This window comes from Azospirillum sp. B4 (assembly GCF_000333275.1).
Classification (GTDB): Bacteria; Pseudomonadota; Alphaproteobacteria; order Azospirillales; family Azospirillaceae; genus Nitrospirillum.
In genome coordinates this window covers 1-24,891 of sequence record NZ_BACU01000442.1, presented here as the reverse complement: position 1 = coordinate 24,891, position 24,891 = coordinate 1, and the positions used below count along the sequence as shown (strand labels likewise).

Here is a 24,891-nt window from a genome sequence, read left to right as displayed (position 1 = left end):
GGATCTGGTACCGCAGGATGATGGCCCTTTCCAGCCGGGCGGCCAGGGGCCTTGTACTCCGGTCCCAGGAAGGGTTTGAGGGGGGAGATGGCGTCGAACCCCAGCAAGCCCTCGTCGGCGTCGTGCAGCAGTTCGCGCAGCTCCGCCGCCGGGCTGAGCGGCTTTTCGGCCTGCGCGCGGGCCAGGGCCAGCACGGTCAGGGAATGCTGCGCCACCGACAGGGGCAGCGGCCAGCGGGAATGGCCGCCCCAGCGATAGGTGCGGGCCAGGCCCATGGCCAAGTCCTCGTCATCCCAATCCAATGGCGTGGGCGCCAGCAGGTTCAGATGACGCCTGGAGGGCAATCTGACCCAGGCCCGTGCCTCACCCGTCATGCCTCATGCTCCCGCCGGCGGCCATCCCCGCCAACAGATAGCGCGCCGGATGGGTTTTCCGCTAGGTCCGGATCAAGCCACGCGTGGCGGCGGGGGTGGCGCCGCCGGGAAACACGGCTTTATCCAGGGCGGCATCGTCCAGGCCCAGGTGGTCGCGCAGGATGCCTTTCATCACTGCCCGCAGGTCCTGCGTGGGGGCAAGGTCCCGGCCCTGGTAGAGCCGGTCGTCAGACAGGCCGGGCCAGTCGGCCAGCACCCGCCCACCCTGGACGGCGCCACCGGCCAGGAAGGCGGCCGTGGCCGTGCCATGGTCGGTGCCCCCGGTGCCGTTGGGCCGGGCGGTGCGCCCGAACTCCGTCACCACCGCCACCACCGTTTGGTGCCAGGCGGGCCCCATGGTGGCGCGCAGGGCCACCAGCACCTTGGACAGGTTGCCAAGCGCGCCGGCCAGGCGCCCCGCCGTCGTGCCCTGTTGGGCGTGGGTGTCCCACCCCTGCAGGTCCATGACGGCGACGCGCGGGCCGTTGGCGTCGGCCAGCAGGCGGCCGGTGGTGGTGCCCAGCTGCGTGGGGTCGAGGCGTACCGCCTTGGGCTTGGGGGTGCCGTCCACCATGGCGCCATCCATGGCCATGTCGGCGTCGTTGTTCAGGGCGTGGTCGGCCATGCTGGCGGAGTCCAGTCCGGCCTTGAGCGCGCCGGCCAGCAGCGGGTCGTTGGCGTAGAGCGCCGCCACCCGGTCCAGGAAGTCGCCGTCCGCCTCCTTCAGCGGGGAAGGCGCCCAGGAGGCGACCGGGGCCGCCCCGCGCAGCACCAGCGGCACGCCCTGTCCCACGGCCAGGCCCAGGCGCCGGCCGGCGCCCAGTGGTGCGATGGCCCGGTTCAGCCAGCCGGTGGCCACACCGTGCGGTGTCACCGTGCCGTTCTCCAGCAAGTCCTGCGCGTCGAAATGGCTGCGGTCGCGGTAAGGGGTGGCGACGGCGTGCGCCACCAGCAACTGCCCTTCCTTGTACCAGGGGTGGATATCGGCCAGCGCCGGGTTCAGGCCGAAGAAGCCGTCCAGGTCCAGCACGCCGCCTTGGGCATTGGGATCGGGCAGGGCCAGGCGGCCGCGCAGGGCCGCATAGTCACGGTCGGCATATGGGGCGACAGCGGCCAGGCCGTCCATGCCGCCGCGCAGCACGATCAGGACGAAGCGCTGATCGCCGATGGTGCGGGCGAAGCTCACCCGCGGCAGTGCCGTCCACAGGGCGGTACCGCCCAGGCCGGCCAGCAGGCGGCGGCGGTTCAGGGGCCAATCGGGGGAAGAGGTGGTGGTCATGGGCGGGGCACTCCTTCAGCGCCGCTGGAATTCGGGGGCGGAGATCAACAGCGCCAAGCCGTCGGCGGCACTGGGGGCGCGGGCCACGGCTTGCCGGGTGGCGGCGCTGGCCAAGGGGCCCAGCGCCTGCTCCGTGACTTGGCGGGGATCGATGCGGTCGCCTAGCGTCTCCCCCACCGTGAGGGCCCAGTCGACCCGCTGCACCATGGCCTCCGGTCCCACCCAATCGGCGGCCTGGTCAGGCCAGCCGGCGGGCGAGGGGGCGGCGAACGGCGTCTGGCCCAGAAGCGTCACGGCGCGCAGGGCCGGGTCGGCATGGGGCTTGGTTTGGGCGTCTTCCTCAGCCGGGGCGGTGGGATGGATGTCGCCGGACAGGGCGCGGGCGGTGGAGATCACCAGTTCCGTGGGCGTCTTAACCTTGCGCGCTTCTGGTGCCCAAGCCGCATCCTGGCGCAGCAGGGTGCGCGTCACCTCCCCCAGGTGGCCATCGCTGTCGCGGTAGCTTTTCTCCAAGGCCGCCACCACGGCCGGCGGTGGGTCGTCGGCGATGAAGTGGCGGGCCAGCTTGGTGGCGATGTGGCGGGCGGTGGCCGGGTGGCGCGCCAGGCGCTGCAGGGCCAGCAGGCCTTCGCCCATCCCGTCTTCGTCATAGCGCTGGCCCAGCAGCACCTTGTCGCCCGGCTCATGCAGGTTGGGGCGGAACAGGAAGGTGCCGGTGTCGCGGTCCCGTTCCGCCGCGATGCTCCAGCCCGTCAGGATACGCGCCAGTTCGCGCACGTCCGTTTGGCTGTAGCCGCCGTCGACGCCCAGGGTGTGCAACTCCAGCAACTCACGTCCCAGGTTCTCGTTCAGGCCGCGCTGGCGGCGGATGCCGGCCAGGCTGTCCGGCCCGGCGGAGATGGCGTTGTCCAGATAGGCCAGCATCACCGGATGCCGGGTGACGGCCAGGAGCATGTCGGCGAAGCGCCCGGTGACGTGTGGGCGGATCGCCTCATTCTCATACGGCACGACGGCGGCCGCCACGATGGGCCGGCTGGTGGAAACGGTGAAGTGGTTGGACCAGAAATGCACCAGCCGTTCACGCAGGGGGACATCGGTGGCGATGGCGGCGCGGATGCGCCGGCCGGCATCGGCGCGGTAGGCGGCGCGCAGGGCCTCCCGCATGGGTTTGCGGGCGTCCTCATCCTTTTCCTTGCGGGTGGCGTATGTGGCCGCCAGGCGGGTGGCGCTGTCCTCCATCTCCCGCAGTTCCGGCGGCGGGGCGGCGGGGGCGGTCAGCTGTACCTCCAGCCAGCCGCGGGGATCGGATTGCGCTTGGGTGATGTCACCGGGGCGGGCGCCCAGGCCGAATCGATTGGTGGCGATGGCCGCTTGCAGAGTCATTGATGTCCTCGAGCTGTCGCCGGCCCTGGCACGTGGCAGAGGGGGCCGGCGTCGCGCTTCCAGCGCCGGGGGAGGGCCTTGGCCGGCGGACAGGGGAAACGCTCATGTCACCTGCTGGTACGGTGGGATCGTCCTTACCCTGCGGCAGGCCACCCCGGTGCAACGGGCTTTCATCATCGCCTTGGCGGTGTCAGCATTGGTGGGAATGATGCGGGGGCATGTATGATTGGTCGGGGGCGCTGGTATCGGCGACACCCATTGCTGTTGGTGGGGGCGGCGATCCTGGCGCTGTGCCTGTCGTTGCGGCCGCCCGCTTCGGCGGGGGTTCCGCCGGACGCGGCGGCCGGCTTGGCGCCTTTAGTCACGGAGGCTTGGCCGCCGGCGACAGTGGTCAGCGACGGGCGGACGGCACCTTATGTTCCCTTGGTCCGTGCCGCGCGTGCCTGGCGTATCTGCGCGTTGCTGCCCGGTACCCAGGACAAGTTTTGGTGGGGGGTGTCCTGGGGCTTGGTGCGGGAGGCGGAGCGCCAGGGTGTGGTGATCGGCGTCTACCAAGCGGGCGGCTATGACAAGCTGGATGTGCAGAAGGCGCAATTGGACGCTTGCCGCGCCATGAAGGCGGACGCTTACATCCTGGCCGCCATCACGACCGACGGGCTGGACGGCCAAGCCGCAGCCATCGCCGACGGCGGTCAGCCGCTCATCGACCTGATCAACGGCATGGGCTCCCCCTACGTCACCGGCCATATCCTGGGCAATTTCCAGGAGAACGCCCGCTATGGCGCGGACTACATCCTGGAACATCGCGCGGCGTGGGAAAAGGCGGCGGGCCGGCCGTTGAAGGTGGGCTGGCTGCCAGGGCCCAAGGGGACGGAGTGGGCGGACGCCATGGAAGTTGGCGCCCTGGCCATCCTGCGCCGCGCCGGGGTGGACGTGATCCACGGCGGCTATGGCGCCACTGCGCTGACGACGCAGATGGACCTGGTGCGTGACTTGTTCGATCGCGCGCCGGACTTGGATGTGGTGTTCGGTAACGCCGTCGCCATCCAGGCCGCCGCTAGCTACCTGCGGTCACGCCACGGCCGTGGCACCCACCTGGTCGCGACCTATGCCACGGATGGCATGGCCGACCTCATCCGCTCCGGAATGGTCGACTTGGCGGTGTCGGATTCCCCCATCCTGCAGGCGCGCATCGCCGTGGACCTGGCCGTGCGGGTGCTGGAGGGCAAGCCGCACGGGGTATGGAATCGGATCACGGTGGAGCCATTGGATCAAGCGCGGTTGGCCGGCTACGACCTGTCCCGCATCGCCGTACCGGAGGGGGATCGCTTCCAACTGCGCCCCTTGCCGCCGGCCGTTCCGCCCACGTCCGTGGGGGCAACCCACCCCGGATCGTAAGATCAGGGTAATCATATCGGCCCCGTAATGATGCGCGGTCTACCGACCAGGGCAAAATGAAAAAGGCGGGCACGACGGCCCGCCTTTTCCTTCAGCGCGTGTATGGCACTGCGTGTCCGGACCGCTTATTCAGCGGCGGCGCTGCCGCGGCGGCGCTTGCCGCTGGGCTTACCCTCGGTACGGGAGCGCTGACCCAGGCCGATGGCCTTGGCCAGGCCCGAGCGCTGCTCGGCATAATTCGGGGCGACCATCGGATAATCGGTCGGCAGGCCCCACTTCACACGATACTCCTCCGGCGAGAGGCCGTAGGCGGTGCGCAGATGACGCTTCAGCATCTTAAGCTTGCGACCATCCTCCAGGCACACGATGTAGTCGGGTGTGACCGACTTGCGGATGGGGACAGCGGGAGTCAGCGGTTCCGCCGGCGTGGCGATCACTTCTTCCGGCGTGACCAGACGACGCAGAGTGTCGTGCACCTGCTTGATCAGATCCGGCAGGGCTGTCGGCGCGAGAGTGTTCCCGGCAACATAGCTCGTGACGATCTTTCCAGTCAGGGCGATGATCTGCAGGTCGTCATTGGAATCGGATATCGGTTGTGTCATGTCCAGCCCTGGCGTTGTTTGTCACTTGTTGCAGGTTTTGTTGACCGGACTATAACCGAATTTCTGTTGTTTGTATTGAAAAGAAGTGGAGACCCCCTTGGAATTGTCAAAATGGCGGAAAACTTGGGGGTGCAGAGTAATGGGGCGCGCTGTTAGGCGCCCTGGCAAGGCGAAAGCCCCTGAGAATCGGAAGCTGCAAACCGTTACATGGATGGGAGGGGAAGTCGCCTTGGTGGCGACTCCCCATGTTTCCCTATGAGGGGCCGACTCAGCTTGACCCAGGCATGCGTCAGGCCTGCCCGGCGATGTCCTGGATAAACTGCCAGGCGACACGGCCCGACCGGTTGCCGCGGGTCACCGCCCATTCCACGGCGCGCGCGTGCAACTCCTCGGGCGGCAGGCTGAAGCCCAGGGCCGCAGCATAGCCATCAACCATGGCGAAATAGGTGTCCTGGTCGCAATTGTGGAAACCCAGCCACAGGCCGAAGCGGTCGGACAGGCTGACCTTCTCCTCCACCGCCTCTGACGGGTTGATGGCCGTCGACCGCTCATTGTCGATCATGTCGCGCGGCATCAGGTGGCGGCGGTTCGAGGTGGCGTAGAACACCACATTGGCAGGCCGGCCCTCCACCCCGCCTTCCAGCACCGCCTTAAGCGACTTGTAATGGGCGTCGTCGTTGGTGAAGGACAGGTCGTCGCAGAACAGAACGAAGCGGCGGCCACTGCCGCGCACCGCCGCCAGCAGGCGGGGGAGGGAGGGGATGTCCTCGCGGTGGATCTCCACCAGCGCCAAGGGGCCGTGGCCGGCGGGCTGGCCCGCCGCCTCGTTCACCGCCGCGTGGACGGACTTGACCAGCGAGCTCTTGCCCATGCCGCGCGCGCCCCACAGCAGGGCGTTGTTGGCGGGCATGCCCTGGGCGAAGCGGCGGGTGTTCTCCAGCAGGATGTCGCGCTGCCGCTGCACACCCTGCAACAGACCGATGTCCACCTTCGACACCTCAGGCACAGGGGCCAGCCGGTCGCCTTCCGCGTGCCAGACGAAGGCGTCGGCGGCGTGGAAGTCGATGGGCGGCGGCGGCGGCGGGGCCAGCCGGTCCAGGGCGTCGGCGATACGGGCCAGGAGCGGCAGCAGGGCGGTGTCGGTGGTCACGGGGGTGGTTTCCTTCTGTCCATTCTTTCCGCGCGCCCGGAGGATGCCGGCCGGATTGGCCAGCGGGTGTTGGGCAGCGGGTATTGGGTGGCGGCCGGCCTATTCAACCGGCGAACGGTACGGGGCGGACGACCGGGCGGCAACCCGCGCCGGGCGGAGGGCTGAGATTGGGTTGCAACATGGCCGGCGGTCGGTATAGTCGCGGCCAAACGCGGGCATGTCCGCCCCGTTGGCTTTAATTTTCCCGCACGCTGGAGCAACCGTCCCATGTTCGTGTCCACCGCCCAGGCCCAGACCACCGGCGGCGCCGGCCCCGCCGATGCCGGCACGCTGATGCAGCTACTGCCCTTCGCGGCGGTGTTCCTGGTCATGTACTTCTTCCTGATGCGCCCGCAGCAGAAGAAGATGAAGGAACACAAGAACATGCTGGAATCGCTGCGGCGCGGCGACAAGGTCGTCACCGGTGGCGGCATCATCGGCACCGTCGTGAAGGTCGGCGACAATGACGAGGTCACCATCGACGCCGGTGACGGCGTGAAGTTCCGCGTCCTGCGCAGCACCATCACCACGGTGCTGGCCAAGACCGAGCCGGCGAAGGCCGACACCGACTCCAAGTGAGCGGTGGCAAGTGAGCGGTGAAACGGGCGGGGTTTGAAACCGCCGCCGCCGCACGCCAGGTAAAAAGGCCTGCGCCCGATCCCCTCAGGAGCCCGAGCGCAGGCCTTTTCATTGTGGGAGGGCTGGAAGCCCATGGACATCACCCCCCTTATCCCGGCCGACCGCCAGGTCATCGACGCCTACGGTCCGGGCCGCTTCCGCGTCAGCAACGTGGTCTATGAGACGCCGATCATCGTCTTCCCGGATCGGACCATCGCCTGGCCGGTGACGGATTTCGCCAGCCTGCGGGCGGATGACTTCGCGGCGCTGATCGCGGAGCAGCCGGCGCTGGAGATCGTGCTGCTGGGCACGGGCGTCGCCATGCAGCTATTCCCGTCCGCCCTGCGCCGCGCGGTTAAGGAACAGGGCCTGGGCGGCATCGACGCCATGGACACCGGCGCCGCCTGCCGCACTTATAATGTGTTGCTCGCGGAGGGCCGACGCGTCGCCACGGCCCTTTTTCCGACCTAGTTTTTCCCTCAAGCGGCGGGCGCGGCCATCCGGCAACCCGGTTGGCGCGGACAAACAAAAACCCCGGCCTCCGTCAGAAGGCCGGGGTTTGTCTTTGGGCTTCCGCCCTGGACCGCTTGGCCCCTGGAACTTAGCCCAGGTTCTGGGCCGCGAATTCCCAGTTGGCCAGCGTGTCGACGAAGGCCTTCAGGAAGTCGGGGCGACGGTTGCGGTAGTCGATGTAATAGGCGTGTTCCCACACGTCGGCGGTGATCAGCGGCTTCAGGCCGTGGGCCAGCGGCGTGTCGGCGTTGGCCGACTTCGTGATCTTCAGCTTGCCTTCGGTGGTGTCTTCCACCAGCCAAGCCCAGCCGCTGCCGAACTGGCCGATGCCGGCGTCCACGAAGGCCTTCTTGAAGGCTTCGACGCTGCCGAAGTCGGAAACGATGCGCTTCTCCAGCTCACCCGGGATGGCGGAGGCCTTCGGGGTCAGGCTGTTCCAGAAGAAGGTGTGGTTCCAATGCTGGCCGGCATTGTTGAAGATCGCCTGGGACTCGGCCTTGCCGGCGGTCGCCTTGACGATGTCTTCCAGGCTCTGGCCCTCGAACGCGGTACCGGCGATCAGCTCGTTCAGCTTGGTCACGTAGGCGTTGTGGTGCTTACCGTGGTGGAAGTCCAACGTCTCGGACGACATGTAGGGCTGCAGCGCGTCCTTGGCGTAGGGCAGAGGGGCAAGTTCGAAAGCCATGGTTTTCCTCGTCTTCTACGGGGTTGTTCGGGAGTGGCTCCAAGCGGCCGTCATGCGGAGGCCGCCGGTCCACCGGGACCGTTATTCTTCGGGCGGGATCATGCCCTGACGCGATGGCCGAGGCATGTGGGCGCGGTCACAACAGGATAGCCGCCCGCACCTGATGTCCGTACCCGGTGCAAGGGGGTATCACGAACATTCCCATCCCGGGAAGCGAATAGAACCGGTTTGGGGGCGGAAAGATTAACGTTATTGTTGCGGAGGCTGTTCCGGGCCCGCGCCTCTGCTACTGGGGATCCCGTCGGCGTCAGGGTCGGCCGGCGGGCCGGAGGGCGGGGTGGGCGCCATGCCGGCCATGCTGCGCGCCAGGGCCAGGCGGGCGCGGACCATCACCCAGCCCCGCGCCAGCGGGCCCAGGCTGATGCCCTGGGCCAGGGGGTCGCGGCGGCGCAGGCGGCCAGCCATCAGGCGGGCGGCGTGCAGCAGGACAGCCGTTTCCATGCGCAAGCCGGGATCGCGCAGCGCCCCGGGCAGCGCCCGCGCGTGGTCCAACTGGCGGTCGATGCGGTCCAGCATGCGGTCCAGGACCACCCGCACGGCGGGGGTGGCCCGATGCTCCACCAGGTGTTCCGGGCTGGCGCCCACGGCGTCGAACCAGTCCATGGGGAAATAGCAGCGGCCCAGTCGCACCCAGTCGTCCCGGCATTCCTGCACCACCCGCAGCAGGCGGATGGCGGTGCATAGGGCGTCGGTGGCCGCCAGCGCCTCGCCACTCTCACCGTACAGTTCCAGGATGTGGTGCCCCACCGGGTTGGCGGCCAGGCGGCAGGCCGCCAGCACATCACCCCAGGTGCGGGGGCGGTGGCCCTCCGCATCGCGCCGGAAGGCCTGGAGCAGCTGCCGGGCATGCAGGGAGGAGCCGCCGGTGATCGCCAGGCTGGCCTTCAGTTCCAGCGCCGGAGCCAGCCAGGACGGAACGCCGCCACCGCTGACCAACGCGCGTTCCAGCGCGTCCAGCTGGGCGATCTTGGCCTCCGGTTCCAGGTTGGCGTCGCCGGTGATGTCGTGCGCCAGCTTCAGGAAGGAGGCGAAGGCCGCCGCGTGGCGCCGCATGGCCTTGGGCACCCGGCGCAAGGCGGAGGCGTAGCCGCCCTGCACGGGCGGGCGCCGCGGGGCCGCGGGCATGCGTCCGGTACGGGCGGTCTTGATACGGAAGTCGGCCATGGGCGGTCTTCTGTCCGGCGGCAAGGAGGGACGCGGAGTGGGGCTCAGAGTGCCAGACCTTGGCCGCCGGATGAAGCCTGCGTTTGGGGGATGAGGGCAGCGGCCACCTTGACGCCGCCGGCCGAGTCCGCTTAACATACGAATGTCGAAGATATATTCGATATACGAAAATAAAACGGGGAGGGCATCGATGACTGATCAGGCCCGGTTGCCGCTGCGGCTGCATCACAACGCCTATGTCACGGCGGACATGGAGGCGACGCGGCGTTTCTATGAGGAGTTGGTGGGCATGCCGTTGGTGGCGACGTATTGCGAAACCGACCACCTGTTCGGCGCCGACCGGGTGTACTGCCATTGCTTCTTCGCGCTGGATGACGGCGGCGCGCTGGCGTTCTTCCAGTTCGCCAGCCCGGAGGACCAGGCCCTGTTCGGTCCCAGCATGCCCCCGTCCCCTTTCCATCACATCGCCCTCAAGGTGAATGCCGAGACCCAGGCCGCGGTGCATGCGCGCTTTCGCGCGGCCGCCGTGCCGGAACCGTCGGACGATTGCTATTTCCTGGACCATGGCTACTGCCAATCCCTGTACGTCCGCGACCCCAACGGCCTGATCGTGGAATTGACGGTGGACGCGCCCGGTATCGAGGCCAGCGACGGGGAGCGGCGGCGGAACGCCCACGCCGACCTTGCCCGCTGGCTGGGCGGCGACCACCGCTCCAACAACATCTATCGCCCGCAGTAAGCAGCGCCCGCTTTGACGGATGCGGCGGGGAACGGCGGCATCTGTTCCCCAAAAGAAAGGTCCCAGAGGAAAGGTATCGATGAAGATCGGACCCGACACCACGCCGACCACGGCCATCTCCGGCTCCAACGCGGAAACCATCATCGTCAGGGGCCATGACCTGGTCCAGGAGCTGATGGGCCGGATCAGCTTCACCGATCATGTGTGGTTGCTGGTTTGCGGCACGCTGCCCACGCCGGCGCAGCGCCGCGTGCTGGACGCCACCCTGGTGGCGATAGCGGAGCACGGCCTGGTGCCCAGCGTGCAAGCGGCGCGCATGACCCTGGCGGCGGCGCCGGAGGCCTTGCAGGGGGCGGTGGCCGCCGGCCTGTTGGGCTGCGGCTCCGTCATCCTGGGTAGCGCGGAGGCCGCCGGCCGTTTCCAGGACGGCGTTCTGAAGGCGGCGACCGGGGATGGGGATTTGGACACGGCCATCGCCACCACGGTGCGGACATACCGCGCGGAAAAGCGCGCCATTCCCGGCTACGGCCACCCCCTGCACAAGGACGGCGACCCACGCGCGCTCAGGCTGTTCGCCCTGGCGGAAGAGGTGTCGGTCGCGGGGCGGCACGTGGAGGTGGCCCGCCGGGCGGAGCGGATGATGCCGGATCTGGTGGGCAAGCCGCTGATGATGAATGTGTCGGCCGCCATTCCGGCCGTGCTGCTGGACGCGGGCTTTCCGCTGCTGGCGGTCAAGGGGGTGCCGCTGCTGGCGCGCACGGCCAGCCTGGTCGCCCACCTGCTGGAAGAACAGGGGCATCCCATCGGCTTCCGCATGTCCCACGCCGCCAGCAGCGCCATCCGCTACGACGGGCCGGCGCCGGATGGCTTCGTCGCTGATGAGAATTGATGGGCACGGCCTTTGCCGGCCCCAGGGGAAAGGTCACACGTTTATGGTTGATGTGCTGAAAGGCATACGGGTGGTGGAGCAGGGGACGTTCATCACCGGACCCTGCGCCGCCATGCTGCTGGCGGATCTGGGGGCGGACGTCATCAAGATCGAATCCCCGGAGGGCGGCGATCCCTACCGCAATTTCAAGGGCGGCTTCTACAGCGCCCATTTCCAGGCCTACAACCACAACAAGCGCAGCCTGTGTCTGGACCTGAAGAAGGCGGCGGACCGGAGCCTGTTCCACGGCCTGGTGGGCAGCGCCGACGTCTATATCCAGAACTTCCGCCCCGGTGTGGCCGGACGCATCGGCGCTGGCTGGCCGGACCTGTCGGCGGTCAACCCCAAACTGGTCTACTGTTCCATCAGCGGCTTCGGCAAGGACGGTCCCTATAACCGCCGGCCCAGCTATGACAGCGTGACCCAGGCCCTGAGCGGCTTCCTCAGCGTTGCCATCGACCCCGCCAACCCGCGCCTGCTGGGGCCCGCCCTGGCCGACGCCATCACCGGCCTGTACGCCGCCCTGGGCATCATGGGCGCGCTGGTGCAGCGGGGGCGGACGGGGGAGGGGCGCCACCTGGAAATCTCCATGCTGGAGGCGATGATGCACTTCGCCATCGAGCCCTTCGCCGGTTATTTCGCCCTGGGTGAGGTCCCGACCGGCATGGACCGGCCCCGCCTGGCCCAGGCCATGGTCCTGACCTGCGGCGACGGCCAGCACGTGGTGGTGCACATGTCGTCGTTGGAGAAGTTCTGGGACGCGCTGGTGGCCGGCATCGACGGTCACGCCCTGACCCAGGACCCCCGCTTCGCCACCCGGCTGGCCCGCATCGACCATTATACGGAGCTGGTGGCGGCCTTGAACGTCATCTTCGCCACCCGGCCCCGGGCGGAATGGGTGGCGCGGCTGAGTGACACGGACCTGCCCTTCGCGCCCGTCAATTCCATCGCCGACACCGCCGCCGACCCGCAGGTGGAGCATCTGAAGATGCTGGTGCCGGTGGCCAGACGGCTGGAAGGGGCCGACCGCCTGGTGCGCTCCCCCTTCAGCTATGGGGGCGAGCGTGACGACGCGGTGGTGGCGGCCCCCCAGCTGGGCCAGCATGACGCCGATATCCGCGCCGCCCTGGCGGAACGGCCGGACGTGTGGCCGGAGCTGGTGTGAAGTCCAATCAGCGACCGAGCATCACCGTATCCGCCACCGGCAGCAGGCCGTTGCCGGACGGCAGACGCCGCAGTTCGCGTGAGATCTGGTCCGCCACCGCGCGCAGGTGGTCCAGGCGCTCCGCCAACAGCTGGTCCTTGGCGTAGCGCTTGGAATGGCTGGCGGAGTTCAGGGTGGCGATGGTACGCCCACCCTGGTCCTTCAGCGGCACGGCCAGGGAGACGACGCCGTAGGCCAGTTCATCCTCCACGGTGCAATAGCCGTCCTTGCGCACCTGCACGATCAGGTCGAACAGCTGGTCGCGGTCCACCACTGTCTTTTCCGTGATGGGGCTGATGGCCGCCTTGGCCAGGAAAGCGCGCAGCATGGGGTCTGGCAGGGCCGCCAGCAGCACGCGGCCCATGGCGGTGGCGAAGGCGGGGAAGCGGCTGCCGACATGCGCCTCCAGCCGCACCAGGGTGCGGACGGAGGCGCGGGCGACGTAGATGATGTCCTCCCCATCCAGCACGCTGATGGACGCGCTGTCGGACGTGGCGTTGGCCAGCTCCGTCAGGGGAACGGACGCCAGCCGTTCGATATCCAGCGCCTCCAGGTAGGCCGCCCCCAGGTCCAGCACCTTCGGGCGCAGGAAGAAGCGGCGCTTGACCGAGCCGACATAACCCAGGGACTGCAAGGTCAAGAGGCAGCGGCGGGCGGTGGCCGGCGCCAAGCCGGTGATGGCGGCGATCTCGCTGAGCGACAGGCTGGGATGGTCGTGGTTGAAGGCCAGAAGGACGCTGAGGCCCTTGGCCAGCCCCGCCATCTCTTCGCGGCGGCCCTCGGTCTCCACACCCGTCTCATCATCCATGACGCCCATTCCTTCCGTAAATCCCCAACCAGGGCGGCGCGAGGGTCGGCTTGTGCGCCCCGGCTTGTCAAGCGAGGGGCGATTGCGCGGCCCCACCCGCCCTGGTAAGATACGATATAAGAAAAAGAATTCGATATACGAATTTAATAAACGGGAGAGCGATCGTCCATGACCCCCAATCCCACCTTGGTCCTGTTGCCTGGTCTGCTGTGCGACCGCACGGTGTGGGAACCACAGATCACCGCCCTGTCGCCGCAGTGGTCCATCCAGGTGGCGGACTTCTGGGGTCTGGACAGTTTCGACACCATGGCGGAACGGGTGCTGGCCGACGCCCCGGCGCGGTTCGCGTTGGCCGGCCATTCAATGGGCGGCCGCGTGGCGCTGGAGATCATGCGCCGTGCGCCGGAGCGGGTGGAGCGGCTGGCCCTGCTCAGCACCGGGGTGCATCCCGTTCTGCCCAACGAGGCGGCGCAGCGGGAGGAACTGATCCGTTTCGCGTGGGACCAGGGCATGACCGCGCTGGCCCGCCGCTGGCTGCCGCCGGTGCTGCACCCCGACCGCCGGGCGGATGCGGACCTGGTCGGCCGGCTGGAGGCTATGTGGTGTCGCGCCACGCCCTCCATCCATGAGGGGCAGATCCGGGCGGCCCTGAATCGTCGCGACGCGCGCGACGTGCTGCCCACGCTCAGGTGCCCCGTCCTGGTGGTGGGTGGCGAGGACGATCCCTGGAGCCCGCCGGCGCAGCAGCTCGCCATCGCCGAGGCCATACCCGGGGCCCGGCTGGCCGTCATCCCGGCTTGCGGCCACATGGTGACGCTGGAGGCGGCGGACGCCGTCACCGCCTTGATGACCGACTGGCTGTCACGCTGACGGCCCGGCCTTCCCTTTTTGCAACCTGACCCTTTTCGCAACCTGAACGGAGACGACAGCCATGACCAAGGTCCTGGTCCTCTATTACAGCACCTACGGCCATGTGGAGACGCTGGCCTACGCCATCGCCGATGGCGCCCGGGAAGTCGGCGCGGAGGTGACGGTCAAGCGCGTGCCGGAACTGATGCCGCCGGAGGTGGCGGCAAAGGCGCATGCCAAGCTGGACCAGGCCGCCCCCTTGGCGGATCCGGCGGAGCTGGGGCAATACGACGCCCTGATCGTTGGCACGCCCACCCGCTTTGGCAACATGGCGGCGCAGATGCGCAATTTCCTGGACCAGACGGGGCCGCTGTGGGCCCAGGGCGCCCTGATCGGGAAGGTGGGATCGGCCTTCACCTCAACCGCCAGCCAGCACGGCGGCCAGGAAACCACCCTGACCTCCATCCACACGACGCTGCTGCACCACGGCATGGTGGTCTGCGGCGTGCCTTATTCCGAACCGGGCCTGACCCGGCTGGACGAGGTGTCGGGCGGTACGCCCTACGGCGCCACCACCATCGCCGGCCCCCAGGGCGAGCGGCAGCCCAGCGAGAACGAACTGGCCATCGCCCGCGCCCAGGGCCGCTTCGTGGCCGGGGTCGCCGCCAAGCAAGCGGCGGGCGCGTAGTCCGGCGGCATGATGAATCACAGCGCTAGGCCCCGACCGGGGCCGCCGGAGGTTTCTGGGGAACGAAGTGGACTGGAAACCGAGGATAGCCAAGGCCCAGACGGGCCGCCCGGCGCCTGAGGGCCCCCAAAAAAAAGGGGCCGCCCCGGAGGATGGTCCGGGGCGGCCTATCCGCCTGGCTGGCGGTGGCGACAGCCAGGCTTGGAAGCGACAGCTCTAGAACCAGAAGGTGGCTTCCGCCCCGAAACGGCGGGGCAGGGCCTTGAAGACGAAGCCGCCGGCGGAATATTCGGCGTTGTAGCGCTTGTCGAAGACGTTCTTGGCCCACAGTGCGACCGACCAGCCGTCGTTGGTGTAGGTGGTGCGCACATCCACCAGATCGACGGGGTCGCGGACCGTGAATTCTGCGGGTCCCAGTAGGTGTCACCGATGCGCTGGTATTCCAGGCGGGAGACCAGGGACGAGCCCTTGCCGAATTCCCATGTGTGTTGCAACGCCATGTTCAGCGTGTACTTGGACACGCCCGGCGCCTGGTTGCCGATGACGGTGTGGTCCACAGCCTCCGAGATATTGCTGTCGGTGTAGCCGGCCCCGATGGAGGCCTGCAGGCTGTCGGTCAGATGGGCGGTCAAGCCCGCGTCGGCGCCCTTGTATTCCACCAGGCCCAGGTTGCCCAGGTTCTGGGTGGAGTTGGCGGCCAGGAAAACGAAGAAATACGGGTTGTGCGACCGCGTATAGAATCCGGCGCCCTCCACCTCCACCCGCCGGTCGAACAGGGTTTTCTTGAAGCCCGCCTCGAACGTGTCGGCCCATTCCGCCTGGAACACGTCGGACACGCCCAGGATACCATTGGCCGCGGCCACGGCGCCCACGCCCGTCTGATTGAAGCCGCCGCTGCGGAACCCGCGGCCCCAGTCGGCGTAGAGGGTGGTGGAGGTGTCCGGCTTGTAGCGCAGCACGACCTTGGGCTGCGCCCGGTCGAAGGTGCGTTCACGCACCTCGCCGCTCACGCCCTGGGGGAAACCGGGGATGTTGGGCAGGAAGGCGGTGGGGGTCAGGGTGGTGTTGCGCCGGTTGTCGCTGTCGTAGCGCAGCGAGAGGGCCAGTTCCAGTTGGTCGGTGATTTCCGCCGTCAGGTCGCCGTACAGCGCCCAGGCCATGTTGTCCTGGCTGTCGGCCAGGAAGGTGGCCTGTGGGTTCAGGGGATTGGTGCTGGGGCTGCGGTAGACGGGGAAGACGCCGTTGCCGGTGTCCACCATGTTGCCGGTGGAGATATAGCGGTCAGTGTGGATCAGATAGCCGCCCGCGATCCAGCGCAGCCAGCCCTCGCTGGGGGAGGTCAGGCGGAAATCCTCGCTGACCGCCTTCACGTCCAGGAACTGGCTCTGGTTCATGTCGAAGCCCAGCAGACCCTTGAAGAAGGACTCGTTGATGGGCAGGAAGTCGAAGGCGTCGCCGGTAACGATCTCCCGCACCGTGTCGTAGGCGGTGACGGAGGTCGCGGTGGCGAAGCCCAGGTTCAGGTCGACCTTGACGGAGGCGTCCAGCAGGCGGCGGTTGTCGATGCCGGCGTTGTTCACCCGCACCGGCAGGCTGGTGTCGTTCACGTCGCTGACGATGTTGTAGTAGAAGCCGCGCGTGTCCAGTTCCGACATGGAAAAGCGCGTGTCGATGGTCAGATCCTCGGTCGGCGTGAACAGCAGCTTCAGGCGGCCGGAGGTCTGCTTCACCGGGTTGGCCTCGGTGTCCAGATAGGTGTTCTTGATGGTGCCGTCGTTGCTGGTGTGGCTGATGGACCCGATGAACTTCACCTTGCCGGGAATGATGGCGCCGCTGGCTGTGGCCTGCTCGGTATAGCCCGGGCCGTTCTCCACCCCCGCCTTGACCTTGAACTCATAGCTGTCGGTCGGCTCCTTGGTGGTGATCAGGATGGCGCCGCCGATGGCGTTGCGCCCGTACAGGCCGCCCTGCGGGCCTTTCAGCACCTCGATGCCCGCGATGTCGAACAGATCCTGGTTGAACTGCGACGGATTCACCTGCTGTACGCCGTCCACCACCACGGCGGTCGATGGCTCGCTGTTGCGCGCCTGGCCGATGCCACGCACCACGACGAAGGCCGTGCCCACGTTCTGGGTTTCCACCAGCGTGACGTTGGGCGTCATGGCGATGAAGTCGCGCGGCGCCGTGATGCCGGCGGTTTCGATCTGCAATTCGGTGAAGGCCGTCACCGCCGCCGGCACGTCGGTTAGCTTCTCGGCGCGCTTGCGGGCGATGACCAGTACCTCTTCCAGCACGCCGTTGCCGCCGGTTTCGCCGGCGCTCTGGGCGTGGCCGGCCAGTGGGCCAATGAGTGGGCTGACCAGCGCCGCCGCCAGCGCCAGCCGCGAAGCGGATCGGGAGAAGGAACGGCGCCCCCGGCGGCGCGTCTGGTGGTCAAGCGTATGGCGATCCCCGTGCACGGCCGATGACGGCATGGTGTTCCCTCCCCGTTTATTTTCGTATATCGAAAATGTTTTCTATAAACGTATCTTAGCATCCTGGCGAATATCGTCAAGGGACGCCCCGGGGCGATCGGGCGCCGGCACCGCTGTACCTTCGAAGGAGGGGGAGCGCAGATGGGGCGGGCGAAGGTGGCGCTGGTCAGCGGCGGGGCCGGCGGTCCATAAAGGCCCCGGCCCAGCCCGCCCGACACCGGAACGTCATCCCATGCCCGCGTCCCAGCCCGCCCTGTCCTATTGCCTGGAAACCGTCCGTCGCCAGGATCCGGACCGTTTCCTGACCCTGCTGTTCGCGCCGGCGGACCGGCGGGAGGATCTGGCCGCGCTCTACGCCTTCAACCATGAGGTGGCGAAGACCCGCGAGGTGGTGACGGAGCCCATGCTGGGCCAGATCCGCCTGCAATGGTGGCGGGACAGTATCGCCGGCATATACGAGGGCGAGCCGCGGCGGCATGAGGTGGTGCAGCCCCTGGCCCAGGCAGTCCACCGCCACGGCCTGGAGCGCGCCCAATTCGATCTGCTGGTGGATGCGCGCGAGGCCGACATGGACGACGCGGCGCCGGCCGACCTGGCCTGCCTGGTGAGTTATGCGGAGGTGACGTCGGCGCCCCTGGTGCGCCTGGCCCTTCAGGTGCTGGGTATCAAACTCGAGGGCGGGGTGGGGGCCGTGGCCACCCATGTCGGCCGGGCCTGGGCGCTGACCGGCATCCTGCGCGCCGTGCCCTTCCTGGCACGGGCCCACCGGTCGCGCATGCCGCTGGACCTGATGGACAAGCACGCGGCGTCGGAGCCGCTGCTGTTCGAGCTGAAGCCCCAGCCGGGCCTGGCCGCTGTCGCCCGGGAGATAGCGGACGCGGCCCGCGCCGAGCTGGCCGCCGCCCGGCGCCTGCGCGGGGTGGTGCCCCGCGCCGCAGTGCCCGCCTTGCTACCGGCGCGTCTGGCCGGCATGGCGCTGGACCGGTTGGCCAAGGCCGGACATGACCCTCTGGCACCGGAATTGCTGCGTCCCGATGGCCTGCGTGCCGCCCGCCTGGCCTGGGCGGCCTTCAGCGGTCGTTGGTAGTCGGGTCTTTTATCCCAGCCAGGTAGCCAGATCGTTCAGGGCCCGCCGGGTGTAGGCCAGCTTGCGTTCCTTGCCGCGCAGCTCGCGGCCCCGGGCGTCGCGCTCTTCCGGCGGGGGAAACAGGCCGAAGTTGACGTTCATGGGCTGGAAGGTCTCCGCCTCGGCGCCGCCGGTGATGTGGCCCAGCAGGGCGCCCAGCGCGGTGGTGACGGGTGGTGGCGGCAGTGTCCTGCCCAGGCGCTCGGCGGCGGCGAAGCGGCCCGCCATCAGGCCGACGGAGGCGCTTTCCACATAGCCTTCGCAGCCGGTGATCTGCCCGGCGAAGCGCAGGCGCGGGGCGGCCTTGAGCTTCAGCGTCGGATCCAGCAGGCGGGGGCTGTTCAGGAAGGTGTTGCGGTGCAGGCCGCCCAGGCGTGCGAACTCCGCGTTCTCCAGGCCGGGAATCATGCGGAACACCCGCATCTGGTCGGCATACTTCATCTTGGTCTGGAAGCCGACCAGGTTGTAGAGCGTGCCCAGGGCGTTGTCCTGGCGCAGTTGGACGACGGCATAAGGCCGCCGTTCGTCATGCGGGTTGGTCAGACCCACCGGCTTCATGGGGCCGTAGCGCAGGGTGTCCAGGCCGCGTTCGGCCATGACCTCGATGGGCAGGCAGCCCTCGAAATAGGGCGTGTCCTTTTCCCACTCCTTGAACTCGGTCTTGGGCGCGTCGATCAGGGCCTGGATGAAGGCCTCGTACTGCGCCTTGTCCATGGCGCAGTTGATGTAGTCCTTGCCCGTGCCGCCCGGCCCCACCTTGTCGTAGCGCGACTGGAACCAGGCGCGGGTGAGGTCGATGCTGTCGAAATGAACGATGGGCGCAATGGCGTCGAAGAAGGACAGCTGCGCCTCCCCCGTCAGCTCCAGCACCGCGCTCGCCAGCGCCGGGGAGGTGAGGGGGCCGGTGGCGATGATGACGCTGTCCCATTCCTCCGGCGGCAGGCCCGCCACCTCGTCCCGCACCACGGTCACCAGGGGGTGGGCGGTCAGCTTGGCCGTGACGGCCTGGGCGAAGTTGTCACGGTCCACGGCCAGGGCGCCGCCGGCCGGCACCTTGTGCTCATCCGCGCACGCCAGGATGAGGGAGCCGCAGCGCCGCATCTCTTCATGCAGCAAGCCCACCGCGTTGTACTCATGGTCGTCGGACCGGAAGGAGTTGGAACAGACCAGCTCCGCGAAGTGCTCCGTCTGGTGCGCCTCCGTCCCCCGCACCGGCCGCATCTCATGCAGCACCACGGGCACGCCGGCCTGGATCAGCTGCCAGGCGGCCTCGCTGCCGGCCATGCCGCCGCCGATGACATGCACGGGCCCAGTGGCGTGCTTGGCGTGGTTGGGGGGAGTGGGGGTGTCGCTCATGACCGGACTTTGCCTTCACTAAAACTGAAACCGTGGGGTCAAAGACGCCAGTCGATGGCGGCCGTCAAGCTTTGGCGACGCATGGGGCAACCTGAGCAGTGACAGCTCACCCTTCTTGACCTGGCTTCCTGTCCTGGCTGCATATCAATGTGTAACGCGGCGCGCTGATGGCTAAAGAAGCCTTTCTGGGAGATGGTCCGGCATGGATACGCAATATTCCCGAGTTTCGGTAATCGCCAAGGCGACGGATCTGGGCGAGCTCGACTCATATTTGACGACTCTGCATGAGAATACGAACCTGTCGCTGTCGAATGGTCGGAATACGACCGCTGGCTACACCCGGGGATGGGGGCTCGAATTCGGCGGACTGAGTGAACTCATTGCCAAGGATCCAATTTATTCTGAAAGCTATGAACTTGCACGGGGCTGGACACTGCTGCCCGAGCACAAGCTGATGAACATATTCCTGATCATGAAATACGGCGCGGCTGGCATGACGGGTGATATCTTGGAATGCGGCAGCTACCGCGGGGGTGGGGCCGTTTTCATGGCCAACATCGCCCGCCGGCTCGGGCGCGACGCCACCGTTTATGCGCTTGATACCTTTTCGGGCATGCCGGCCACGGATCGGACGCTCGATCTTCATTTCATCGGAAATTTCGATGACGTCTCCTATGAGGACGTCAGTGCCTATGTGAAAAGCACCGGCCTGACGAATATCAAGCTGGTCCAGGGGCTCTTCCAGGACACATTACCTTCCGTGCTGAAAAGCATGCCCACGGTGTCGCTGGCTCACATCGACTGCGATATCCATAGCGCGGTTGATTATTGTGTCCGCAGCGTCCAGTCCAAGCTCAATCCAGCCGGCGGCTACCTCGTTTTCGATGATCCGCTTCAGGGATCCTGTCTTGGCGCCCTCCAGGCCGTTGAGGAATGGAGCCACGATGAGCGGCTTTATGCTGAACAGGCCTATCCGCATCTGGTCTACCGATTCCCCCCAATCCGGTGAAGCTGGTCCCGATCCCTTACATCCGGCGCCGGTCATTCCCATGTATGGGGCGGGAAGCATTGCGGCGGGCTGTGCCGCCATGCCATAGTGCCGCGCCTTCACGGGCCGTCGCTACCGACGTACACCTTTATTCAGGACACGGGACCCACCCATGGGCTCTTTCAGCATTTGGCATTGGCTGATCGTTCTTTTCATCGCTCTGCTGCTGTTCGGCAACCGCCTGCCCCGCATGATGGGCGATTTCGGCAAGGGCATTAAGAACTTCAAGGCCGGCCTGAACGAACAGGAAGAGGGCGGCGCCTCGGCTCCCCGCTCGATCGACGGCCACACCGACGCCTCGACGACCTCCACGCCCAAGGACACCGTTTCCAAGGGCTGAACCGGCCGGGGGTCGCGCTTGGTGCCGGCCCCGGTTGGAACGGATCCGTCGTGCCGGAACGGCCGGGGCGCCAGTGTGCCCTTGGCTGTTGCCGGCCGTCTTGGTGGAATCGGGAATCGAGGCAAAGCCGCCCATGTTCGACATCGCATGGTCCGAACTCGCGCTTATCGGTGTGGTGGCGCTGGTCGTCATCGGGCCCAAGGACCTGCCGGTGGCGCTTTATACGGCGGGCAAGTGGATGCGCAAGGCGCGCCTGCTGGCCCGTGATTTCCAGTCGCACCTGGATGACATGGTCCGCCAGGCGGAGCTGGAGGACCTGCGCAAGCAGGCGCAAAAGGTGGCGCAGTTCGACCTGACGGCGGAGGTCACCAAGATGGTGGACCCCAACGACAGCGTGCGCCAGGCGCTGGAGATCAACCCTACCGCCTCGCTGACCGCCACCGCGGTCACGCCCCCGCCGGTGCCCGAGGCCCCCGTCGATACCGTCGAGGCCCCGCCCGAAGCCGCGCCGGCCGAGGCGGAACTGCCGGCCATCGGCTCTCCGGCCATGCCCTTGATCGTGCCGGAACTGAGCCCGGTCGCGGCGCCCGAGCCTGTGCCGGTTCAGCCGCCGGCCGTGGCCGCCGCCGCTCCTGACCACCATGCTGGCGCCGAGACGCCGGCCCACACCCCATCCTGACAGGGTCCAGCACCCCCATGGCCGAACCCGCCCAAGACGAGATCGACGCGTCGCGCATGCCGCTGCTGGATCATCTGATCGAGCTGCGCAACCGGCTGATCATCTCCTTGACCGCCCTGCTGGTCGCCTTCCTGGTCTGCTACCAGTTCGCCGGCCGCATCTACAGCTGGCTGCTGCTGCCCATGATCAACGCGCTAGGTGACCGCGCGTCGGAGCGCAAGCTGATCTTCACGGCGCCGACGGAAGCCTTCTTCACCTATGTGAAGGTGTCCTTGTGGGCGGCGGCGTTGATCGCCTTCCCCATCATCGCCCTGCAGATCTGGAAGTTTGTGGCGCCCGGGCTGTACCGGCATGAACGCAAGGCCTTCCTGCCCTTCCTGATCGCCACACCCGTGCTGTTCCTGTTGGGCACGTGCATGGTCTATTTCTTCGTCATGCCGACGGCGCTGACCTTCTTCCTGAGCTTCGAGCAGACGGGGGGCGCCGGCATGTTGCCCATCGTGGCCGAGACGCGGGTGGAGCAGTACCTGTCCTTCGCCATGTCGCTGATCTTCGCCTTCGGCATCGCCTTCCAGATGCCGGTGCTGCTCAGCCTGCTGGTGCGCGTGGGCATTCTCAGCGCTGATCAGCTGGCGTCCAAGCGGCGCTACGCCATCGTCCTCATCTTCGTGCTGGCCGCCATCCTGACGCCGCCCGACCCCATCAGCCAGACCACGCTGGCGGTGCCCCTGATCGTGCTGTACGAAGTGTCGGTGTTCACCGCCCGGCGCATCGAACGGACCCGGGCCAGGGAACAGGCGCTGGCGGACGAGGCGGACAAGGCGGGGAATGGCGAGGCCACGCCGGGCTGAGGGTGGCGGGCGGGCTAGACCCCGACGGGGCTCTCCGCTTATAAGTCGGGGACACCGTCCACCTGTCTTCTAAGAAGCCTGCCATGCATGACCTCCGCGTTCTCCGCGACAATCCCGAAGCCTTTGACGGCGGCCTGGCCCGCCGCGGGTTGCCGCCCCAGTCCGCCGTCGTGCTGGACCTGGACGCCCGCCGCCGCGCGGCGCAGACGGCGCTCCAGGACATGCAGGCCCGGCGGAACGAGGCTTCGAAGCAGATCGGCGCCTATAAGAAGGACGGCCGGGACGCGCAGCCGCTGATGGATGAGGTGGCCAGCCTGAAGGAGCGCATGGCGGAGGCCGAGGCCACCGAGAAGGCGCTGTCGGAGGAGTTGGACCGTCTGTTGTCGACCATCCCCAACCTGCCGGCGGCCGACGTGCCGCAGGGCGCGGATGAGCATGACAACGTGGAGCGCCACCGCGTCGGCGCGCCGCCGGCCATCGACGGCGCCAAGGAACATTTCGACCTGGGCGAGGCCCTGGGCTTCATGGACTTCGCCGGCGCCGCCAAGCTGTCGGGCACCCGCTTCGCCGTGCTGAAGGGCCCGCTGGCGCGGCTGGAGCGCGCGCTGGGCGACTTCATGCTGGATACCCACACGCGGGAGTTCGGCTACACCGAGGTGTCGCCACCCCTGATGGTGCGGGACGAGGCCGCGTTCGGCACGGGCCAGCTCCCCAAGTTCGCCGAGGATCTGTTCCAGACCAACACCGGCCACTGGCTGATCCCCACGGCCGAGGTGCCGCTGACCAACCTGGTGGCGGACAGCATCCTGGACGCCGAGGAGCTGCCGCTGCGCATGACCGCGCGCACGCCCTGCTTCCGCGCCGAAGCGGGGGCCGCCGGCCGCGACACCCGTGGCCTGATCCGCCAGCACCAGTTCTACAAGGTGGAACTGGTCAGCGTGACCACGCCCGACCAGTCGGCCGCCGAGCACGAGCGCATGCTGTACGCCGCCGAGACCATCCTGAAGCGCCTGGGCCTGCCCTTCCGCACCGTGACCCTGTGCACCGGTGACATGGGCTTCTCCGCCGCCAAGACCTACGATATCGAGGTTTGGCTGCCAGGCCAGAACACCTATCGCGAGATCAGCAGCTGCTCCAACTGCGGCGACTTCCAGGCCCGGCGCATGAAGGCCCGCTGGCGCAACAAGGGGGACAAGAACACCCAGTTCGTCCACACCCTGAATGGCTCGGGCCTGGCCGTGGGCCGCGCCCTGCTGGCGGTCATGGAGAACTATCAGGAGGCGGACGGTTCCATCCGCGTGCCCGAGGCCCTGGTGCCCTACATGAACGGACTGGAGCGCATCACCCGTGGCTGACCGGTCCGCGGGTGCGGGGCAAGGGGTGGCGGGCCGCCCCTTGCGCATCCTGATCAGCAACGATGACGGCATCCACGCCCCCGGCCTGGCGGCGCTGGAGCGCATCGCGCGCCAACTGACCGATGACGTCTGGGTGGTGGCGCCGGAATCGGAACAGTCCGCCGCCAGCCATTCGCTGACCATCCATCGGCCGCTGCGGCTGAAGCGGGTGGCCGACCGGCGCTACACCGTGGACGGCACGCCAACCGACTGCGTGCTGTTGGCGGTGAACCACCTGCTGGACGGCCACCGGCCCGACGTGGTGCTGTCTGGCGTCAACCACGGTCAGAACCTGGGTGAGGACGTGACCTATTCCGGCACCGTCGCCGCCGCCATGGAGGCGACGCTGCTGGGCATCCGCGCCTTCGCCTTCTCCCTGCGCCTGCGTGAGGGGCGCGACCCCGACTGGGCCACGGCGGAACGCTGGGGGCCGGACGTGGTGCGCAAGGGCCTGGCGGTTGACTGGGCGCCGCACGTGCTGTTGAACGTGAACTTCCCCGCCGTGGAACCGGACAAAGTGGCCGGCATCCACGTGGTGCGGCACGCCAACCGCAAGGCCGGGGATGAACTGTTCGAGCGCATGGATCCGCGCGGCCGGCCGTATGTCTGGATCGGCGCGGCGCGGGGCCTGGCGGACGTGCCGGCGGACACCGACGTCCATGTGGTCGAGGCGCTGGGCGGCATCGCCGTCACCCCCGTCCACCTGGACCTCACGCATTACGACACCTTGGCGCGGCTGGAGGGGGTATTCGGGTGAGCAGCGCCGCGCGCAAGATCCGCCTGTTGATGCTGTTGCGCCGCAATGGCGTGAACAGCACGGATGTTTTGCGCGCGATGGAGCTGGTCCCCCGGGAGGTGTTCGTGCCTCCCACCTTCCACGACCAGGCTTATGAGGACACGGCCCTGCCCATCGGCCACGGCCAGACCATCAGCCAACCCATGGTGGTCGGGCTCATGACCCAGGCCCTGCAATTGTCAGACCGGCTGAAGGTGCTGGAGATTGGCACCGGGTCCGGTTATCAGGCCGCCGTTTTGTCCAAGATCGCCGCGCCGGGTCTACACCATCGAACGCCACCGCCCCGTATTGGCGGAGGCGGAGGCGC

General features: G+C 67.8%; 24 protein-coding genes and 2 pseudogenes. 16 read left to right on the top strand and 10 right to left on the bottom strand.

Features of this window, described 5'->3' with window-relative positions:
• The 3 genes and pseudogenes from I55_RS19370 to I55_RS19360 all read right to left on the bottom strand — a co-directional run.
• Nucleotides 1-374: pseudogene (locus tag I55_RS19370) on the bottom strand (hypothetical protein); the annotation flags it as partial.
• Nucleotides 375-435: 61 nt separating this feature from the next.
• On the bottom strand, nt 436-1,692 hold the full coding sequence (locus tag I55_RS19365; protein WP_044562222.1) for a DUF1501 domain-containing protein: 1,257 nt from the start codon (nt 1,690-1,692) through the stop codon (nt 436-438).
• Nucleotides 1,693-1,707: 15 nt separating this feature from the next.
• The gene (locus I55_RS19360; protein ID WP_044562221.1) at nt 1,708-3,075 is read right to left on the bottom strand and encodes a DUF1800 family protein; all 1,368 of its coding nucleotides are present in this window, start codon (nt 3,073-3,075) and stop codon (nt 1,708-1,710) included.
• A 348-nt stretch (nt 3,076-3,423) separates the two neighbouring features.
• Here I55_RS19360 and torT point away from each other — a divergent pair, with 348 nt between their 5' ends.
• Nucleotides 3,424-4,473 carry a TMAO reductase system periplasmic protein TorT gene (torT, locus tag I55_RS19355; RefSeq protein WP_159107241.1) on the top strand — a complete coding sequence of 350 codons (1,050 nt, stop codon included), beginning with the start codon at nt 3,424-3,426 and terminating at the stop codon, nt 4,471-4,473.
• A 125-nt stretch (nt 4,474-4,598) separates the two neighbouring features.
• Here the strand turns inward: torT and I55_RS19350 are convergent, their stop codons facing one another.
• Together I55_RS19350 and I55_RS19345 are read right to left on the bottom strand one after the other, a co-directional pair.
• Nucleotides 4,599-5,075: a MucR family transcriptional regulator gene (locus tag I55_RS19350; RefSeq protein ID WP_044562220.1), complete on the bottom strand. Its 477-nt coding sequence runs from the start codon at nt 5,073-5,075 to the stop codon at nt 4,599-4,601.
• 289 nt (nt 5,076-5,364) lie between these two features.
• Nucleotides 5,365-6,225, bottom strand: a complete 861-nt coding sequence (locus I55_RS19345; protein WP_044562219.1) for an ATP-binding protein — start codon at nt 6,223-6,225, stop codon at nt 5,365-5,367.
• 267 nt (nt 6,226-6,492) lie between these two features.
• Between I55_RS19345 and yajC the strand changes: the two genes are divergently transcribed.
• Together yajC and I55_RS19335 are read left to right on the top strand one after the other, a co-directional pair.
• Nucleotides 6,493-6,843: a preprotein translocase subunit YajC gene (gene yajC / locus I55_RS19340; RefSeq protein ID WP_044562218.1), complete on the top strand. Its 351-nt coding sequence runs from the start codon at nt 6,493-6,495 to the stop codon at nt 6,841-6,843.
• 132 nt (nt 6,844-6,975) lie between these two features.
• Nucleotides 6,976-7,353: an Mth938-like domain-containing protein gene (locus tag I55_RS19335; protein ID WP_044562217.1), complete on the top strand. Its 378-nt coding sequence runs from the start codon at nt 6,976-6,978 to the stop codon at nt 7,351-7,353.
• Nucleotides 7,354-7,483: 130 nt separating this feature from the next.
• Here I55_RS19335 and I55_RS19330 read toward each other — a convergent pair whose 3' ends face one another.
• Entirely contained in the window at nt 7,484-8,080 is a 597-nt protein-coding gene (locus I55_RS19330) for a superoxide dismutase (protein ID WP_044562216.1), read from the bottom strand.
• Between the two features lie 249 nt (nt 8,081-8,329).
• Nucleotides 8,330-9,304, bottom strand: coding sequence for a squalene/phytoene synthase family protein (locus I55_RS19325; RefSeq protein ID WP_049974290.1), 975 nt, complete (start codon nt 9,302-9,304; stop codon nt 8,330-8,332).
• 190 nt (nt 9,305-9,494) lie between these two features.
• Here I55_RS19325 and I55_RS19320 point away from each other — a divergent pair, with 190 nt between their 5' ends.
• The 3 genes from I55_RS19320 to I55_RS19310 all read left to right on the top strand — a co-directional run bounded on the left by I55_RS19320 (nt 9,495) and on the right by I55_RS19310 (nt 12,136).
• The gene (locus tag I55_RS19320) at nt 9,495-10,043 is read left to right on the top strand and encodes a VOC family protein (protein WP_044562215.1); all 549 of its coding nucleotides are present in this window, start codon (nt 9,495-9,497) and stop codon (nt 10,041-10,043) included.
• A 79-nt stretch (nt 10,044-10,122) separates the two neighbouring features.
• A complete protein-coding gene (locus I55_RS19315; RefSeq protein WP_044562214.1) occupies nt 10,123-10,932 on the top strand; it encodes a citryl-CoA lyase in 810 nt (269 codons plus the stop codon).
• A 43-nt stretch (nt 10,933-10,975) separates the two neighbouring features.
• Entirely contained in the window at nt 10,976-12,136 is a 1,161-nt protein-coding gene (locus I55_RS19310; protein ID WP_044562212.1) for a CaiB/BaiF CoA-transferase family protein, read from the top strand.
• Between the two features lie 7 nt (nt 12,137-12,143).
• Here I55_RS19310 and I55_RS19305 read toward each other — a convergent pair whose 3' ends face one another.
• Nucleotides 12,144-12,983 carry an IclR family transcriptional regulator C-terminal domain-containing protein gene (locus tag I55_RS19305; protein WP_044562225.1) on the bottom strand — a complete coding sequence of 280 codons (840 nt, stop codon included), beginning with the start codon at nt 12,981-12,983 and terminating at the stop codon, nt 12,144-12,146.
• Between the two features lie 168 nt (nt 12,984-13,151).
• Between I55_RS19305 and I55_RS19300 the strand changes: the two genes are divergently transcribed.
• Both I55_RS19300 and wrbA read left to right on the top strand, forming a co-directional pair.
• Nucleotides 13,152-13,853 carry an alpha/beta fold hydrolase gene (locus tag I55_RS19300; protein WP_044562211.1) on the top strand — a complete coding sequence of 234 codons (702 nt, stop codon included), beginning with the start codon at nt 13,152-13,154 and terminating at the stop codon, nt 13,851-13,853.
• Between the two features lie 61 nt (nt 13,854-13,914).
• Nucleotides 13,915-14,520, top strand: a complete 606-nt coding sequence (gene wrbA, locus I55_RS19295) for an NAD(P)H:quinone oxidoreductase (protein WP_044562210.1) — start codon at nt 13,915-13,917, stop codon at nt 14,518-14,520.
• A gap of 167 nt (nt 14,521-14,687) precedes the next feature.
• On the opposite strand, the gene I55_RS19290 is transcribed toward wrbA, so the two are convergent.
• Nucleotides 14,688-16,994, bottom strand: a complete 2,307-nt coding sequence (locus I55_RS19290; protein ID WP_199902649.1) for a TonB-dependent receptor — start codon at nt 16,992-16,994, stop codon at nt 14,688-14,690.
• 232 nt (nt 16,995-17,226) lie between these two features.
• Here I55_RS19290 and I55_RS19285 point away from each other — a divergent pair, with 232 nt between their 5' ends.
• Entirely contained in the window at nt 17,227-18,081 is an 855-nt protein-coding gene (locus I55_RS19285) for a squalene/phytoene synthase family protein (RefSeq protein ID WP_044562209.1), read from the top strand.
• A gap of 9 nt (nt 18,082-18,090) precedes the next feature.
• Here the strand turns inward: I55_RS19285 and trmFO are convergent, their stop codons facing one another.
• Complete coding sequence (trmFO, locus tag I55_RS19280; RefSeq protein ID WP_044562208.1) at nt 18,091-19,476, bottom strand: methylenetetrahydrofolate--tRNA-(uracil(54)-C(5))-methyltransferase (FADH(2)-oxidizing) TrmFO; 1,386 nt, start codon at nt 19,474-19,476, stop codon at nt 18,091-18,093.
• Nucleotides 19,477-19,678: 202 nt separating this feature from the next.
• Between trmFO and I55_RS19275 the strand changes: the two genes are divergently transcribed.
• The 7 genes and pseudogenes from I55_RS19275 to I55_RS19245 form a co-directional block, all read left to right on the top strand.
• On the top strand, nt 19,679-20,485 hold the full coding sequence (locus tag I55_RS19275) for a TylF/MycF/NovP-related O-methyltransferase (protein WP_083901253.1): 807 nt from the start codon (nt 19,679-19,681) through the stop codon (nt 20,483-20,485).
• A 151-nt stretch (nt 20,486-20,636) separates the two neighbouring features.
• Complete coding sequence (locus I55_RS19270; RefSeq protein ID WP_044562206.1) at nt 20,637-20,864, top strand: Sec-independent protein translocase subunit TatA; 228 nt, start codon at nt 20,637-20,639, stop codon at nt 20,862-20,864.
• 133 nt (nt 20,865-20,997) lie between these two features.
• Nucleotides 20,998-21,543, top strand: coding sequence for a Sec-independent protein translocase protein TatB (gene tatB / locus I55_RS33260; protein WP_049974288.1), 546 nt, complete (start codon nt 20,998-21,000; stop codon nt 21,541-21,543).
• A gap of 17 nt (nt 21,544-21,560) precedes the next feature.
• Nucleotides 21,561-22,394, top strand: coding sequence for a twin-arginine translocase subunit TatC (tatC, locus tag I55_RS19260; RefSeq protein ID WP_044562205.1), 834 nt, complete (start codon nt 21,561-21,563; stop codon nt 22,392-22,394).
• 83 nt (nt 22,395-22,477) lie between these two features.
• On the top strand, nt 22,478-23,749 hold the full coding sequence (gene serS / locus I55_RS19255; RefSeq protein ID WP_044562204.1) for a serine--tRNA ligase: 1,272 nt from the start codon (nt 22,478-22,480) through the stop codon (nt 23,747-23,749).
• Entirely contained in the window at nt 23,742-24,545 is an 804-nt protein-coding gene (gene surE / locus I55_RS19250; protein WP_252181215.1) for a 5'/3'-nucleotidase SurE, read from the top strand. Before serS ends, surE begins: the two co-directional genes overlap by 8 nt.
• Nucleotides 24,542-24,891, top strand: a pseudogene (locus tag I55_RS19245) (protein-L-isoaspartate O-methyltransferase); the annotation flags it as partial. The gene surE and the pseudogene I55_RS19245, both read left to right, overlap by 4 nt.

Excerpts from the sequence above, each read along its gene's own strand:
- I55_RS19365 (WP_044562222.1), bottom strand. The coding sequence starts at position 1,692 with ATGACCACCACCTCTTCCCCCGATTGGCCCCTGAACCGCCGCCGCCTG.
- I55_RS19360 (WP_044562221.1), bottom strand. The coding sequence starts at position 3,075 with ATGACTCTGCAAGCGGCCATCGCCACCAATCGATTCGGCCTGGGCGCC.
- I55_RS19350 (WP_044562220.1), bottom strand. The coding sequence starts at position 5,075 with ATGACACAACCGATATCCGATTCCAATGACGACCTGCAGATCATCGCC.
- yajC (WP_044562218.1), top strand. The coding sequence starts at position 6,493 with ATGTTCGTGTCCACCGCCCAGGCCCAGACCACCGGCGGCGCCGGCCCC.
- I55_RS19335 (WP_044562217.1), top strand. The coding sequence starts at position 6,976 with ATGGACATCACCCCCCTTATCCCGGCCGACCGCCAGGTCATCGACGCC.
- I55_RS19330 (WP_044562216.1), bottom strand. The coding sequence starts at position 8,080 with ATGGCTTTCGAACTTGCCCCTCTGCCCTACGCCAAGGACGCGCTGCAG.
- I55_RS19325 (WP_049974290.1), bottom strand. The coding sequence starts at position 9,304 with ATGGCCGACTTCCGTATCAAGACCGCCCGTACCGGACGCATGCCCGCG.
- I55_RS19320 (WP_044562215.1), top strand. The coding sequence starts at position 9,495 with ATGACTGATCAGGCCCGGTTGCCGCTGCGGCTGCATCACAACGCCTAT.
- I55_RS19315 (WP_044562214.1), top strand. The coding sequence starts at position 10,123 with ATGAAGATCGGACCCGACACCACGCCGACCACGGCCATCTCCGGCTCC.
- I55_RS19310 (WP_044562212.1), top strand. The coding sequence starts at position 10,976 with ATGGTTGATGTGCTGAAAGGCATACGGGTGGTGGAGCAGGGGACGTTC.
- I55_RS19305 (WP_044562225.1), bottom strand. The coding sequence starts at position 12,983 with ATGGATGATGAGACGGGTGTGGAGACCGAGGGCCGCCGCGAAGAGATG.
- I55_RS19300 (WP_044562211.1), top strand. The coding sequence starts at position 13,152 with ATGACCCCCAATCCCACCTTGGTCCTGTTGCCTGGTCTGCTGTGCGAC.
- wrbA (WP_044562210.1), top strand. The coding sequence starts at position 13,915 with ATGACCAAGGTCCTGGTCCTCTATTACAGCACCTACGGCCATGTGGAG.
- I55_RS19290 (WP_199902649.1), bottom strand. The coding sequence starts at position 16,994 with ATGCCGTCATCGGCCGTGCACGGGGATCGCCATACGCTTGACCACCAG.
- I55_RS19285 (WP_044562209.1), top strand. The coding sequence starts at position 17,227 with ATGCCCGCGTCCCAGCCCGCCCTGTCCTATTGCCTGGAAACCGTCCGT.
- trmFO (WP_044562208.1), bottom strand. The coding sequence starts at position 19,476 with ATGAGCGACACCCCCACTCCCCCCAACCACGCCAAGCACGCCACTGGG.
- I55_RS19275 (WP_083901253.1), top strand. The coding sequence starts at position 19,679 with ATGGATACGCAATATTCCCGAGTTTCGGTAATCGCCAAGGCGACGGAT.
- I55_RS19270 (WP_044562206.1), top strand. The coding sequence starts at position 20,637 with ATGGGCTCTTTCAGCATTTGGCATTGGCTGATCGTTCTTTTCATCGCT.
- tatB (WP_049974288.1), top strand. The coding sequence starts at position 20,998 with ATGTTCGACATCGCATGGTCCGAACTCGCGCTTATCGGTGTGGTGGCG.
- tatC (WP_044562205.1), top strand. The coding sequence starts at position 21,561 with ATGGCCGAACCCGCCCAAGACGAGATCGACGCGTCGCGCATGCCGCTG.
- serS (WP_044562204.1), top strand. The coding sequence starts at position 22,478 with ATGCATGACCTCCGCGTTCTCCGCGACAATCCCGAAGCCTTTGACGGC.